The sequence below is a fragment of the Thermus thermamylovorans genome (assembly GCF_004307015.1).
GTDB lineage: Bacteria > Deinococcota > Deinococci > Deinococcales > Thermaceae > Thermus > Thermus thermamylovorans.
On the sequence record NZ_SIJL01000009.1, the window covers coordinates 50,103 to 62,855 of the forward strand.

The 12,753-nt window shown below is 67.9% G+C and carries 12 protein-coding genes; 11 read left to right on the plus strand and 1 reads right to left on the minus strand.

The features are described 5' to 3' along the window. The first annotated feature begins 6 nt into the window (after positions 1-6). The 11 genes from narH (at position 7) to ETP66_RS08010 (ending at position 9,374) form a co-directional block, all read left to right on the plus strand. Positions 7-1,539, plus strand: coding sequence for a nitrate reductase subunit beta (narH, locus tag ETP66_RS07960; protein ID WP_130842106.1), 1,533 nt, complete (start codon positions 7-9; stop codon positions 1,537-1,539). Positions 1,540-1,549: 10 nt separating this feature from the next. Continuing rightward, positions 1,550-2,062, plus strand: coding sequence for a nitrate reductase molybdenum cofactor assembly chaperone (locus ETP66_RS07965; protein ID WP_130842107.1), 513 nt, complete (start codon positions 1,550-1,552; stop codon positions 2,060-2,062). 3 nt (positions 2,063-2,065) lie between these two features. Continuing rightward, the gene (gene narI, locus ETP66_RS07970; RefSeq protein ID WP_130842108.1) at positions 2,066-2,743 is read left to right on the plus strand and encodes a respiratory nitrate reductase subunit gamma; all 678 of its coding nucleotides are present in this window, start codon (positions 2,066-2,068) and stop codon (positions 2,741-2,743) included. Between the two features lie 3 nt (positions 2,744-2,746). After that, positions 2,747-4,078, plus strand: coding sequence for an MFS transporter (locus ETP66_RS07975; RefSeq protein WP_130842109.1), 1,332 nt, complete (start codon positions 2,747-2,749; stop codon positions 4,076-4,078). After that, the gene (locus ETP66_RS07980) at positions 4,075-5,403 is read left to right on the plus strand and encodes an MFS transporter (protein WP_130842110.1); all 1,329 of its coding nucleotides are present in this window, start codon (positions 4,075-4,077) and stop codon (positions 5,401-5,403) included. The genes ETP66_RS07975 and ETP66_RS07980 overlap by 4 nt, the downstream gene beginning before the upstream one ends. A gap of 140 nt (positions 5,404-5,543) precedes the next feature. Beyond that, the gene (locus ETP66_RS07985; protein ID WP_130842111.1) at positions 5,544-5,762 is read left to right on the plus strand and encodes a DUF2249 domain-containing protein; all 219 of its coding nucleotides are present in this window, start codon (positions 5,544-5,546) and stop codon (positions 5,760-5,762) included. Beyond that, positions 5,735-6,556 carry a DUF2249 domain-containing protein gene (locus ETP66_RS07990; protein ID WP_130842112.1) on the plus strand — a complete coding sequence of 274 codons (822 nt, stop codon included), beginning with the start codon at positions 5,735-5,737 and terminating at the stop codon, positions 6,554-6,556. The genes ETP66_RS07985 and ETP66_RS07990 overlap by 28 nt, the downstream gene beginning before the upstream one ends. Before the next feature lie 31 nt (positions 6,557-6,587). Beyond that, positions 6,588-7,025 carry a hypothetical protein gene (locus ETP66_RS07995; protein ID WP_130842113.1) on the plus strand — a complete coding sequence of 146 codons (438 nt, stop codon included), beginning with the start codon at positions 6,588-6,590 and terminating at the stop codon, positions 7,023-7,025. Then, a complete protein-coding gene (locus ETP66_RS08000) occupies positions 7,022-7,867 on the plus strand; it encodes a protoglobin domain-containing protein (RefSeq protein ID WP_201738506.1) in 846 nt (281 codons plus the stop codon). Before ETP66_RS07995 ends, ETP66_RS08000 begins: the two co-directional genes overlap by 4 nt. A 56-nt stretch (positions 7,868-7,923) precedes the next feature. Beyond that, positions 7,924-9,075 (plus strand): hypothetical protein, encoded by a 1,152-nt coding sequence (locus tag ETP66_RS08005; RefSeq protein ID WP_130842114.1) that lies wholly within the window; start codon positions 7,924-7,926, stop codon positions 9,073-9,075. Next, positions 9,072-9,374, plus strand: a complete 303-nt coding sequence (locus tag ETP66_RS08010; protein WP_130842115.1) for a metal-sulfur cluster assembly factor — start codon at positions 9,072-9,074, stop codon at positions 9,372-9,374. The genes ETP66_RS08005 and ETP66_RS08010 overlap by 4 nt, the downstream gene beginning before the upstream one ends. 94 nt (positions 9,375-9,468) lie before the next feature. Here the strand turns inward: ETP66_RS08010 and ETP66_RS08015 are convergent, their stop codons facing one another. After that, positions 9,469-12,753, minus strand: a complete 3,285-nt coding sequence (locus ETP66_RS08015) for a PAS domain S-box protein (RefSeq protein WP_236630156.1) — start codon at positions 12,751-12,753, stop codon at positions 9,469-9,471.

Here is a 12,753-nt window from a genome sequence, read left to right on the forward strand (position 1 = left end):
AAGCCCATGAAGGTTAGAGCCCACGTGTCCATGCTCTTCCACCTGGACAAGTGCATCGGCTGCCACACCTGCTCCATCGCCTGCAAGAACCTCTGGACCGACCGCAAGGGCGCGGAGTACATGTGGTGGAACAACGTGGAAACCCGCCCCGGGTCCGGCTACCCCACGGGCTGGGAGGACCAGGAGCGCTTTAGGGGGGGCTGGGCCTACAAGGACGGCCACCTGGATCTCCGCCTCCACTCCCGGGCCCAGGGGCTTTTCCGCCTCTTCTTCAACCCCGCCCTGCCCTCCTTGGACGACTACTACGAGCCCTTCACCTTCCGCTACTCGGACCTGTTCACCGCTCCCGAGGGGGAGGACCAGCCCACGGCCATCCCCATTTCCATGGTCACCGGGGAGCCCATGACCCCCGAGACCGGTCCCAACTGGGACGACGACCTGGGGGGAAGCCCCCTCTACGCCAAAAACGACCCCAACCTGAAGGCCCTGGACCCCGAGGTGCGGGCCCAACTGGAGGAGATCGAAGGGGTGGTCTTCCAGTACCTGCCCCGGATCTGCAACCACTGCTTGAACCCCTCCTGCCTGGCCGCCTGCCCCTCGGGGGCCATCTACAAGCGGGCGGAGGACGGGGTGGTCCTGGTCAACGAGAACAAGTGCAAGGCCTGGCGCATGTGCGTGGCCGCCTGCCCCTACAAGAAGGTCTACTACAACTGGGCCACGGGGAAGAGCGAGAAGTGCATCCTCTGCTTCCCCCGCCTGGAGACGGGCCAGGCCCCCGCCTGCGCCCACTCCTGCGTGGGGCGCATCCGCTACATGGGGGTCTTGCTCTACGACGCCGACCGCATCCCCGAGGCGGCCATGGTGCCGGACGAGGAGCTGGTGGCGTCCCAGCTCTCCCTCATCCTGGACCCCTTTGACCCGGAGGTGATCGCCGCCGCTAAAGCCGAGGGGATCGACGACGGCTGGATTCAGGCCGCCCAGAACTCTCCCCTTTACAAGTTCGTGAAGGTTTGGCGGCTGGCCCTCCCCCACCATCCCGAGTACCGCACCCTGGCCATGATGTTCTACGTCCCGCCCCTTTCCCCGGTGGTGGCCACGGTGGAGAAGGCCCTTAGGGGCGGCCAGGAGCGGGAGTTGCTCCGCCTGGACCTTCCCGAGACCGATCTGGACTTTGAGCTTTACGAGGGCCTGGAGAAGGCCCGCCTGCCCGTGAAGTACCTGGCGAACCTCTTCGCCGCCGGCAACGAGGCCGTGGTCGTACCCATCCTCAAGAAGATGCTGGCGGTGCGCATCCTGAAGCGGCAGGAGAGCCTCGAGGGCCAGCCCACCGAGAAGGCCCTGAAGGTTTTAGCGGATGCCGGCCTCACCCTGGAGGAGGCCGAGGCCATCTACCGCCTCACCACCCTGCCCACCCTGGAGGAGCGCTTCGTCCTGCCCCCCTACCACCGGGAGATGGCCGCTGAGGTCTGGAAGGATCCCCTGGCCGCCAAGGGCGAGGCGGGTTTCGGCTACATCCAGCCCCCCTTGAGGGGCGAGTAGGAGGGAGGCCATGGTCAACCCTACCCTCTTGGAAACCCTGGCCTTGGCCCTGGACTACCCTCTGCCTGGCCGCCTGGAGGAGCTGTGGCGGCGCTGGATCGAGTGCCCTAGGGGCCCTGCCAAGCAGAAGCTGGAGCGCTTTTTGCGCCAGGTGGAGGAGCTCCCCTTGGGGGAGTGGGAGGAGCTTTACACCCGCACCCTGGACCTGACCCCCACCACCGCTCCCTACGTGGGCTTCGCCGTCTACGGGGAGAGCTACCAGCGGGGGGAGCTTCTGGCCGCCTTGGTGCGGGCCTACCGGGAGCTGGGCCTGGACCCGGGCAGCGAGCTCCCCGACCACCTGGCCAACGTTCTCCGCTACCTGGCCCGCGCGGAAGCGCCCTTGCCGGAGCTTTTGGAGATTCTCCCCCGGGCCCTCAAGGAGATGCACAAGACCCTAAAGACCCTGGACGCCAAGAACCCCTACCTCCTGGTCCTGGAAGGGGCCCAGGAGGCGGTGCAAGGGGTCTTAACCAGGAGGTGAAGGATGAGCTGGAACGCCCTTCTCTTCGGCGTCTTCCCCTACATCGCCCTCACCCTGGCGGTGGCGGTCACCGCCTACCGCATGATCTACCGGCCCTTCTCGGTCTCGGCCCAGTCCAGCCAGTTTCTGGAACAAAGGCAGCTCTTTTTCGGCTCCGTGGCCCTGCACTGGGGGCTCGTGCTGGTCCTCCTGGGGCACCTCTTGGGCCTCCTTCTCCCCCAGGGCCTCCTCCTCTGGAACGCGGTGCCGGTGAGGCTCTACCTCCTGCAGATCACGGGGTTCGGCCTGGGGCTTTGGGCCCTGGTGGGCGTCTGGGTCCTCTTAAGCCGGAGGATCAGCAACCCCCGGGTGCGGGCCGCCTCTACCCCCATGGACTACGCGGTTTTGCTACTTCTCCTGCTCTCCATCCTTTCCGGCCTTCTCACCGCCCTCCTTTACCGCTACGGCACCTTCTGGTTCCCCGCGGTCATGACCCCCTACCTCTGGTCGGTCCTTACCCTGCAGCCCAGGCCGGAGCTCCTGGCCGACCTTCCCTTCTGGATTCAGCTCCACGTCTTCAGCTTCTGGGCCCTCTTGGCCGCTTTCCCCTTCTCCCGGCTGGTTCACATCATCACCGTGCCCCTGGGTTACCTCTTTAGGCCCTGGCAGATCGTGGTCTGGATCCGCAAGCAGGCGAGGTGAGCCATGGTGCAAGACCCCAAGCAGCTGGAGCGGGAGCGGCCCGAGAGGCTTAAGGTCCTCTGGCTTTCCACCATCGGCTTCACCGTGATGTTCGCCGTGTGGCTGATGTTCGGGGTGCTGGGGGTCCCTATCCGCCAGGAGTTCGGCCTAACGGATGTCCAGCTCTCCTGGCTCTCGGCGGTGGCCATCCTGAACGGCTCCCTCTGGCGGATGTTCACGGGCATCCTCGCCGACCGCTACGGGGGGCGGCTCGTCTTCACCCTCATGCTCTTCTTCACCGCCATCCCCGCCTACCTGGTCTCCCGGGCGGGGAGCTACGAGGAGCTCCTCCTCTACGCCTTCCTGGTGGGCTTCGCGGGGAACGCCTTCAGCGTGGGCATCGCCTGGAACTCCGCCTGGTTCCCCAAGGAGCAGCAGGGCTTTGCCCTGGGCCTCTTCGGGGCGGGGAACGTGGGGGCCAGCGTCACCAAGTTCATCGGCCCGGCCCTCATCGCCAGCGTCCCCGCCGCCGGGTACCTGGGGGGGCTCATCCCGGGGGGCTGGCGCTTCATCCCCTTCCTCTACGCGGTGCTCCTGGTCCTGATGGGCTTGGTCATGTGGTTCGGCACCCCTAAAAACGACAAGGTGCCGGGGCAAGGCCGGGCCCTTCTGGACATGCTGAGACCCTTAAGGCACATCCGCGTCTGGCGCTTCAGCCTCTACTACGTGGTGGTCTTCGGGGCCTATGTGGCCTTGAGCGCCTGGCTGCCCAAGTACTACGTGGACGTCTTCGGCCTACCCCTCCACCAGGCCGCCCTCCTCACCGCCCTCTACATCTTCCCTGCAAGCCTCCTAAGGCCCCTCGGGGGCTACTTCTCCGACCGCTTCGGGGCCCGGCGGGTCATGTACTGGACCTTCTGGAGCATCCTCATCCCCTCGGGCATCCTCATGATGCCCGAGGGGCACATCGTCCTCTATACCCAAGGGGGCACCCGCGAGGTCATGCAGTTCACCATGAGCGTCTGGCTCTTCACCCTCCTGGTCTTCCTCATCGGCATCGGCATGGGCATCGGCAAGGCCGCGGTCTACAAGCACATCCCCACCTACTTCCCCAAGGACGTGGGGGCGGTGGGGGGGCTGGTGGGGATGCTGGGGGCTTTGGGGGGCTTTTTCCTCCCGCCCCTCTTCGCCTACGCCCAGGCCTGGACCGGCCTGCCCCAGATGACCTTCTTCGTCCTCTTCCTCCTTACCGCGGTGAGCTTCCTCTGGATGCACCTTACCGTTCTCCAGCTTCTGCAACAGGAGGCCAAGCACCTCAAGAACGACTTTGAGCTGAAAGGAGACCGTCCGTCATGACACTCCCTAAAGGCACCTGGCTAAAGGAATGGAACCCGGAGGACCCGGAGCGCTGGAATCCGGGCCTGGCCTGGCGCACCCTCTGGATCACCACCTTCAACCTCACCCTGGCCTTCATTACCTGGTTCGTGGTAAGCGCCCTGGTGGTGCGCCTGCCCAAGGTGGGGTTTGAGTTCTCCACGGTACAGCTCTTCTGGCTCACGGCCATGCCGGGGCTCGCCGGGGGCACCCTGCGCATCGTCTGGACCTTCCTGCCCCCCATCCTGGGCACCCGGCACCTGGTCACCTTCTCCACCCTGCTCCTCCTCATCCCCCTCTTGGGCTGGGGCTTCGCCGTGCAGAGCACCCAAACCCCCTACTGGGTCCTCCTTCTCCTGGCCTTCTTGGCGGGGATCGGTGGGGGAAACTTCTCGGGCTTCATGCCCTCCACCAGTTACTTCTTCCCCAAGCGCCTTCAGGGGACGGCCCTAGCCCTGCAGGCGGGCATCGGCAACTTCGGCGTCTCCGTGGTGCAGTTCGTCACCCCCTGGGTCATCGGCTTCGCCCTCTTCGGCACCCTTCTGGGAGGGCCCCAGACCTTTACCCCGGCTCCGGGAGTCTCCCAGCCTATCTGGCTGCAGAACGCCACCTTCGTCTGGGTGCCCTTCGTTTTGGTGGCGGCCCTCCTGGCCTGGGTTTACCTCCGGAGCGTTCCCATCCGGGCCAACTTCCGCGAGCAGTTCGACATCTTCCGCGACAAGCACACCTGGGTCATGACCAGCCTCTACATCATGACCTTCGGCTCCTTCTCCGGGTTCTCCGCCATCTTTCCCCTCCTCATCCGCGAGGTTTATGGGGGGTTTGCCGGGGCCCCGGACCCCTTGCGGTACGCCTTCCTGGGGCCCTTGGTGGGGTCGGTATCCCGCATCCTCGCCGGGCCCATCACCGACCGTTTCGGGGGGGCCATCGTCACCCAGGTTTCCGCCATCGGCATCTTCCTCTCGGCCCTTCTGGTGACCCTCTATACCCGGCCCACCTCCTTGGAACAGTTCCCCTTCTTTGTTCTGGCCATGCTCCTGGTCTTCTTCTTCGCCGGGGTGGGTAACGCCAGCACCTTCAAGCAGATGCCCATGATCTTTCCGCCCCGCCAGGCGGGTGGGGTCATCGGCTGGACCGCGGCCATCGGGGCCTACGGGCCCTTCCTCTTCTCCACCCTGGCCGCCTACACCCAGCAGGCCACCGGGAGTTTCACCGCCTTCTTCTACGGTCTTATGGTCTTCTACGCCTTAAACCTTTTCCTGAACTGGTACTACTACGCCAGGAGGGGAGCGGAGAAGCCCTGCTAACGCCACCCCGCCCTGGCGAAGCCAGGGCGGGGACCCTGGAGAAGGGGCTGGTTTTTCCAAGCCTGCCCGAGAAAGGTTCGGTGGGAGAGGGTATGACCCAGGTCATGGCGAGGGGGTAAGGGGTGGGGAACCCTGAAGCCATGGAGCTGGACGTGCGCGACCTACCCCCGCGGGAACGGCATCCCCGGATCTTTGCGCTGTTGGACAGTCTGAAGCCTGGGGAGCACTTTGTCCTGCTCAACGACCACGACCCCAAGCCCCTCTACTACCAGCTCATGGCGGAAAGGCCGGGGCAGGTGGACTGGGCGTACCTCGAGGAGGGCCCGGAGGTATGGCGGGTGCGGATCGGCAAGAGGTAGTCCGGCCCGAGATGCGGGTGGCCGAGGTGCTGAGGCGCTGGCCAGAACTCCTCCCGGTGCTGGTGGAGGCCAGCCCCGCCTTCCAGAAGTTAAAAAACCCCCTGTTGCGCAAGACCCTGCCCAGTCTGGTCACCGTGGCCCAGGCGGCCAGGATGGGGGGGCTGGAGCCGGAGGAGCTGGTGGCCCGCTTGAACCGGGCCCTGGGGGTGGAGGCCAGGCCGGAGGTGCCGGCGGGGGAAGCGGAAAGCCTTCTTGGCACCCCACCTCCTCCCTGGCTATCCGCTCCCCTTGGCTTCCACCTGGACGTGCGGCCCATTTTAGAGGGGGGTGGGGAGCCCTTTCAGGCCATCATGGCCGCTGCCCAGGAGGTGGAACCTGGGAAAAAGCTGGTTTTGGAGGTGCTCTTTGAGCCCATCCCTCTTTACAGGGTGTTGGGAAAGCAGGGCTTTTTGGCCTGGTGCGAGCGGCTGGGGGAGAGGCACTACCGCGCCCACTTTTACCGCCGGGGGGTCGGGGAAGGGCCAGGGGTGGCCACGGGTCCGGGCGCCTTGAGCGAGGCGGACTGGCAGGACTACCAGGCGGAGGTCCACATTGAGGAGAACCTGGAGCCCCCCCTGCCCATGATGCGGGTCCTGGAGGCTTTGGCCGGCCTCAAGCCCGGGGAGAAGCTTCTGGTCCACCACGTGCGCCGCCCGGTGCACCTCCTGGCCCGCCTGCAGGAGGAGGGGCACGCCTACCTGCTGCGGGATCTGGGCCCGGGGCAGGTGAGGATCCTGATCCGCAAGGGAGGCTAGGCCCTGGGGGCCGCTTTCCTGGGAGGGACCCATGGGCTTTTGGCACTTTCTCTTCATCCGGGCGGCTTTGGTTTACCTGGTCTACACGGCTTTACTGGGCACCCTGTTCTACCTCTTGCCCGGCCTGCAAGGCCCTTTTCGCCCCTCCCACGTGCATGCGGGGTTGGTGGGCTTCTTCCTGCAGATGGTCATGGGGGTGGCCTACTGGATGATGCCCAGGCCCGGGGGCCTGAGGCAGGATCGCCTCGAGGGGCTCACCTTCGTTCTTCTCAACGCTGGCCTGCTCCTAAGGCTCGCCCTCGAGCCCCTCTATTTCCTGGGCCAAGAGCGCCTGCGCCCTTGGCTTGCGGTGTCCGGTGGGCTTCAGCTTTTGGCCACCTTGGTCTTCGCCTTTGCCATGCACAGGCGGGTGGTCACGGGGGATATGCTGAGGAAAATGCGGGAGGCAAGGGAAAGGAGGGGAGGATGAAGGGAGCGGTGCGCCTGTCCGAGGAGGCCATGGTCCTGGACCTGCCGCCTTTGCCCGAGGAGGTCTTCGCCGACCTTCTCGCCTTTGGCGGGCTAGGGGAGGAGGAGAAACGGGCCATGCGCCTGGATGCGGAGAGGCTTCTGGAGGGGGCCGCGGCCTTCGTGGCCCGGGTCTACGACCACCTGAGCCGCCACCCCGGCACCGCCCGCGCCCTGGGCTGGGAGGGGAGGGTGCCTGAGGAGGAGCTTTACCTGAGGCGGGCCTTCTTCTCCGCCTGGCTGGCCCGCACCCTGGGGGTGGATACCTCGGGGGAGTTTGCCCGGGAGGTGTACCGGGCGGGGCTTTGGCATGGAGGGCTTGGGCCCAAGGGGGCCTTGATCCCCCCGGAGTACGTGGGCCTTTCCTTCGCCGAGGTGGGGCGGTACGTGGCGGAAAGGGTGCGGGACGTGCGCCCCTGGCTCGTCTACCTCTCCGCTCAGGAGGAGGTGATGCGGAAGGGGTTTGACGCCGCCCTTGCCCTTAGGGAGGGGAAGGCCGCCGTGCGCTTCCAAGCGTTGGGCCTGGCCCACCCCGCCCTGCCCCGGCCCCTTTCCTTGCGGGCAGGGGGCGTGGGGGAGGCCCTCCTCAAGGCCTTGGCCGTGAACCCGGCGCTGCGGGATCTGGCCCTGGAGCCCCTCCCCGCCGAGGAGGAGGTGGGGCTCTGGCTTTCCCCCAAGACCCTCTGGCGGCTTAGGCCCCGCTGGGCGGTCCTCCTCAACGGCCGGGACGTGGGCTACCTTCAGGGCCTGGCCACCCCCTTGGGGGAGGGGGACCGCCTCACCCTCCTGCCCCCGGGGCGGTGAGGCGGCCATGACCCAGGTCATGGCCCATCCCGAGTGCTGGGCTCAGGATTGAGGCGATGCTGGCGGGCGTCCCCACCCGGGTCATCCCCCTTGCCATCCCCGCGGGGTTCATCTTCCTAGGGGAGGGCTTCTTTCTGCTCTCGGGCCTAGTCCTGGCCTTCCACCCTGAGGCCGTCCCTCTTCCCCGGCACCCCCTGGGTCTCGCCGGGGCCCACCTCTTCCTCCTGGGCTTCGGGGTGGGGGTGCTCCTCGGGGCCATGCACCAGCTTCTGCCGGTGGTCCTCGAGGCGCCCCTGTACCGCCCGCGGTGGGGGTATCCGGTGATGGCCCTTTGGGCCCTGGGGGTGGCCCTGTTGGCCCTGGGCTTCGCCCAGGCTCCGCCTCTGGTCCCTCTGGGCGGGATCCTGGTCCTCTTGTCCCTTTTCCTCTTCGCCTACCACGCCTACCGCACCTTCCGCCTGGCCCCCCGGTGGAACCGGGTGGCCACCGCCTTGGCCTGGGTGGTCTTCTACCTGGTCCTCGCCTCCCTTTTGGGCCTCCTCCAGGCCCTTTCCCTGCGCTACGGCTTCTACGATCCCGAGAGGCTTTCCTGGCACCTCCTGGCGGGGCTTGGGGGGGTCTTCCTCCTCTCCATCCTGGGGGTGGGGTACAAGCTCCTTTCCATGTTCACCCTCACCCACGATGTGGACGAGCGGGTCCTGGGGCTTTTCCTCTGGGCGGCCAACCTGGGGCTTCTGGGTGTGGCCTTGGGGGAAAGGTTGGGCTATGTCCTCCTCCTTTTGGCCTACGCCCTGGCCCTTTACGACACCGGGCGCATCCTCAAAAACCGCATGAAAAAGGCCCTGGATATCGGGGTGCGCCACTACCTCGGGGGGCTTTGCTTCCTGGGCCTTTCCCTCCTGGCCCTGCCCTTCAACCCCATCTGGGCGGCCCTTTGGTTCGCCTTGGGCTTCGTGGGGCTGGTGGTGACGGGGATGCTCTACAAGATCCTCCCCTTCCTGGTCTGGACCCACCGGTATGCCCCGAGGGCGGGGAAGGAAAAGGTGCCCCTGCTCAAGGAGATGCTCCCGGAGGGAGCGGGGTATGGGGCAGGGGCCTTGCTGGCCTTGGGGGCGCTGCTTCTTCCCTTCCTTCCCTGGGCGGGGTGGATCTACCTTGCCGGAGCCTTGCCCCACGTTTATGCCCTTTGGGAGGTGATGCGGCGATGAACCCCTTGGAGGAGCAAGCCTGGAACCTCTTGCGGACGGTCTACGACCCCGAGCTGGGCCTGGACGTGGTGAACCTGGGGCTCATCTATGAGGTAAGGGTGGAGCCCCCTAGGGCCTACGTGCGCATGACCCTCACCACCCCGGGCTGTCCCCTGCACGACAGCATGGGGGAGGCGGTGCGGCAGGCCCTTTCCCGCCTCCCGGGGATCGAGGAGGTGGCGGTGGAGCTGACCTTTGACCCCCCCTGGACCCCGGCCCGCCTCTCCCCGGAGGCCCGGCGGCTCCTGGGCTGGGCCTAAGGGCCCCGTCGTGGCCCAGGCCGCGACGGGGGCCCCAAAAAGGCCGGGGTCATGGCCCTTCGCCTTCTCCCGGGCAGGCTGCGCGCATCGGCCCTTAGGACAGGAGGTGCCCTTCCCCGGCCATCAACTCCAGGAAGGCCGCCACCACCTCGGGGTCAAACTGCTGGCCCGCTTGCTCCTCCAGGTAGGCCAAGGCCTTTTCCCTGGGCCAGGCCTTCCGGTAAGGCCGGTCGGAGGTGAGGGCGTCGTAGACGTCCACCACGGCGAAGATGCGGGCGGAGAGGGGGATCTCCAAGCCCTTGAGCCCCCGGGGGTATCCGGAGCCATCCCAGCGCTCGTGGTGGGCGTAGGGGATCTCCAGGGCCTTCCTGAGGAAGGGGATGCCGGAAAGCCACTCGTAGGCGTAGACGGGGTGCTTCTTCATGACGGCCCACTCCTCCTCGCTGAGGGGGCCCGGTTTGAGGAGGACGGCGTCGGGGATGGCCAGCTTGCCCACGTCGTGGAGGATAGCCCCCCGCCTGAGGTGGTCCAGGTCCTCCTCGGGCACCCCCAGGGCGCGGGCGAGGCGCAGGGCCAGCCCGGTGACCCGTTCGGTGTGGCCCGCGGTCTCTTGGTCGCGGAGCTCCACCGCCTTGGCCCAGCCCCAGAGGGTGAGGTCGTAGGCGGCCTCGAGGTCCCGCTGGCTTCGGAGGAGCTCCTGGAAGGTGCGGGCGTTGTCCAGGGCGATGGCCCCCTGGGCGGCCAGGGTTTCCAGGAACTCCTCGTCCTCGGGGGGGAGGTCCCAGGGCCTGCGGGTGAAGACGGCCAGAACCCCGAGGAGCTTCCCCTTGGCGAGGAGAGGGTAGGCCCTTTCCGCCACCAGGCCCTCTTGGAGGGTGAAGTCCGGGTGGGCCCCGGGTTCCCGGGCGAGGTCGTCCGCGGCCACCTTGCGCCCCTCCAGGGCGGCCCGGCCCGCGTGGCCCTGGCCCAGGCGGATCTCTTTGGGCAGGAAGGCCTTGGGGGAGAGGAATCCCCGGTGGCCCTCCAGCCTGAGGCCCTTTTCCCTGGGTTCGTAGAGGAAGAGGGCAGCGGCGTCCAGGGGCAGGCGCATCACCTGGTCCAAGAGGACCTCGAGGCTGGGCCCCAGGTCCAAAGAGGCCAGGATGGCCTGGTCCAGAAGGCGCAGGGCCTCAAGGTGCTCCACCCGCTTGGCGAGCTTGCGGCGGAGGCTCGCCCGCCGCACGGCGTTGCCCATGGTTTCCGCCAGAAGCTGGGCCCGCTCCACCTCCCCCGGGGTGGGGGTGCGGGGGTGGGGCCAGGCCAGGGTGAGGGCCCCGATGGCCTCCTGGCCCGCCAGGAGGGGGACCACCACCCCGCTGTAGCCCTCGGGAACCAGGCCCCTGGCCCCGGGGCGCACCCGGGGGTCTTCCCGGAGGTCCCGGCTCACCACCACCTCCCCCCGGAAGGCCCGGGCCACCATCCCTCCCTCGGCCAGGGTGAGGGGCGTGGGGATCTCCTTGAGCCAGCCCCGGCTGGCCGCCTCCTCCAGGCGGCCCGTCTCCTGGTCGTAGAGGAGGATGCTCCCCGCCGGGGCCTCCATGAGGGCCAGCACCGCGTCCAGGGCGGCTTCCATCATCGCCTTGAGGTCCTCGCTCTGCCGCAGGGCCAGGCTCACCTGGGCGAAGGCCTCCAGGGCCAGCTCCCGCTCCTTGGCCTCGGTGACGTCCAGGCCGATGCCCAGGACGGCGGGCTGGCCCCCCACCTCCACGCGGGCGGCGGAGTAGTCCAGCCAGCGCACCTCGCCCCCTTTGGCGAGGATGCGGAAAGGGTAGCGGCCCGGGGGGTTTTCCCCCCGCAGACGGGCCAGGCCCCGTTGCCGCACCAGCTCCCGGTCGGCGGGGTGGACGAACTCCCAGACGGGGCGGGCTCGGAGCTCCTCCAGGGTGTAGCCGGTGAGGCGCAGGGCCTCCCGGTTGGCGAAGGTGAGGCGCTCCTCCTGCCACAGGAGGATGAGGGCGGGGGCGGTCTCCGCCAGGGTGCGGAAGAGGGCCTCGGACTCCCGCAGGGTGGCCTCGGCCCGGAGCTTCTCCGTCACGTCCAGGGCCACCACCAAGGCGGCGGGCCGGCCCGCATAGTCCAGGGTGTGGGAGTGGATCTCCACCTGGATCTCCCGCCCGTCCTTCAGGCGGTGGGTCCAGGGGCCGGAACGCTGCAGCGGGGGCCTTTCCCGTTGGAGTTCCTCCAGGAGCTGGGGCCGCTCCCGCTCCGGGCGGATTTCCAGAAGGGTCATGGAGAGGAACTCCTCCCGGGTGTAGCCGTACTTGGCGAGGGCCGCCTCGTTCACCTCCAGGAAGCGGTAGGTTTCCCGGTCGTAGACCCACATGGGCAGGGGATGGGCCTGGAAGAGGAGGCGGAAGCGTTCCTCGGCCGCCACCGCTTCCGTGACGTCCGAGCCGTAGCCGGTGAGGAGGCGGCTTTGGGGGTCGTAGACCAAGGTGTCCCGCAGCCAGACCCAGTCCCCCTTCCTCCCGTGCCAGAAGCGGTAGGTGACGCTTTGCACCTTCCCCGGATGGGCCACCGCCTCCCGGCAGGCTTCCTGGGCCTTCCTCCGGTCCTCGGGGTGCACCTGGGCGTAGAAGGCCTCCGGGTCGGCGGCCAGCCCCTGAGGGGGGTATCCCAGGAGCCCTTCCCCCTGGGGGGAGGCGTAGAGGAGGGGGAGGAAGGCGGGGTCGGTCCCTTCCGGCACGCGGGCCTGGAACACCCGGCCGGGGAGGGCTTCCAAAAGCCCCTGGAGCCGGGAGCGTTCCTCCTCCAGCTCGCTTTCGTCCCGGACGTTCAAGACGATGCCCCTCACGGCCGGATCCTGGAACAGGTTCCTCCCCCATACCCGCAGAAAGCGCACCCGCCCCTGGGCGTCCCGCAGGCGGAAGCCGCCCTCCCGGGTGGCCCCCGGGTCCCCGAGGAGGTCCTCCAGCAGGGCCTTGGCCCGGGTCCGGTCTTCGGGGTGGAGGAACTCCAGGGCGTAAAGTTCCGCCTGCCCGTACCTTTGGGGATCGTAACCCAGCACCTGGGCCACGTTGGGCGAGGCGTAGGCGATGCGGCCCTCCCCGTCCAGCACCAGGACCAGCTCCCGCCCCCCCTCCACCAGGGCGCGGAAGCGCCGCTCCGAGGCCTCCAGGGCCTGCATGGCCCGCTTCCTTTCCCCCTCGAGGCCCCGGGCCAGGGCGTAGACCACCAGGGCGGAGAGGAGGACGAAGAGGAGGCCCTTCCCCGTCTGCCAGCGGGTGAGGGTCTGGGGGTCCGGCAGGAGGTGGAGGAGAAGCTGGTCGCTTCCCAGAATCCACGCCAGGGAAAAGAGGGCGTAGGCCAGGGCGATCTTCCAAGGGCCGCTGAGCCTCAC

Coding starts and splice junctions, on each gene's coding strand:
- ETP66_RS07995 (WP_130842113.1), top strand. CDS start 6,588: ATGGGCTTTTGGCACTTTCTCTTCATCCGGGCGGCTTTGGTTTACCTG.
- ETP66_RS08000 (WP_201738506.1), top strand. CDS start 7,022: ATGAAGGGAGCGGTGCGCCTGTCCGAGGAGGCCATGGTCCTGGACCTG.
- ETP66_RS07990 (WP_130842112.1), top strand. CDS start 5,735: ATGGCGGGTGCGGATCGGCAAGAGGTAGTCCGGCCCGAGATGCGGGTG.
- ETP66_RS08005 (WP_130842114.1), top strand. CDS start 7,924: ATGCTGGCGGGCGTCCCCACCCGGGTCATCCCCCTTGCCATCCCCGCG.
- narH (WP_130842106.1), top strand. CDS start 7: ATGAAGGTTAGAGCCCACGTGTCCATGCTCTTCCACCTGGACAAGTGC.
- ETP66_RS07965 (WP_130842107.1), top strand. CDS start 1,550: ATGGTCAACCCTACCCTCTTGGAAACCCTGGCCTTGGCCCTGGACTAC.
- narI (WP_130842108.1), top strand. CDS start 2,066: ATGAGCTGGAACGCCCTTCTCTTCGGCGTCTTCCCCTACATCGCCCTC.
- ETP66_RS07980 (WP_130842110.1), top strand. CDS start 4,075: ATGACACTCCCTAAAGGCACCTGGCTAAAGGAATGGAACCCGGAGGAC.
- ETP66_RS07975 (WP_130842109.1), top strand. CDS start 2,747: ATGGTGCAAGACCCCAAGCAGCTGGAGCGGGAGCGGCCCGAGAGGCTT.
- ETP66_RS07985 (WP_130842111.1), top strand. CDS start 5,544: ATGGAGCTGGACGTGCGCGACCTACCCCCGCGGGAACGGCATCCCCGG.
- ETP66_RS08010 (WP_130842115.1), top strand. CDS start 9,072: ATGAACCCCTTGGAGGAGCAAGCCTGGAACCTCTTGCGGACGGTCTAC.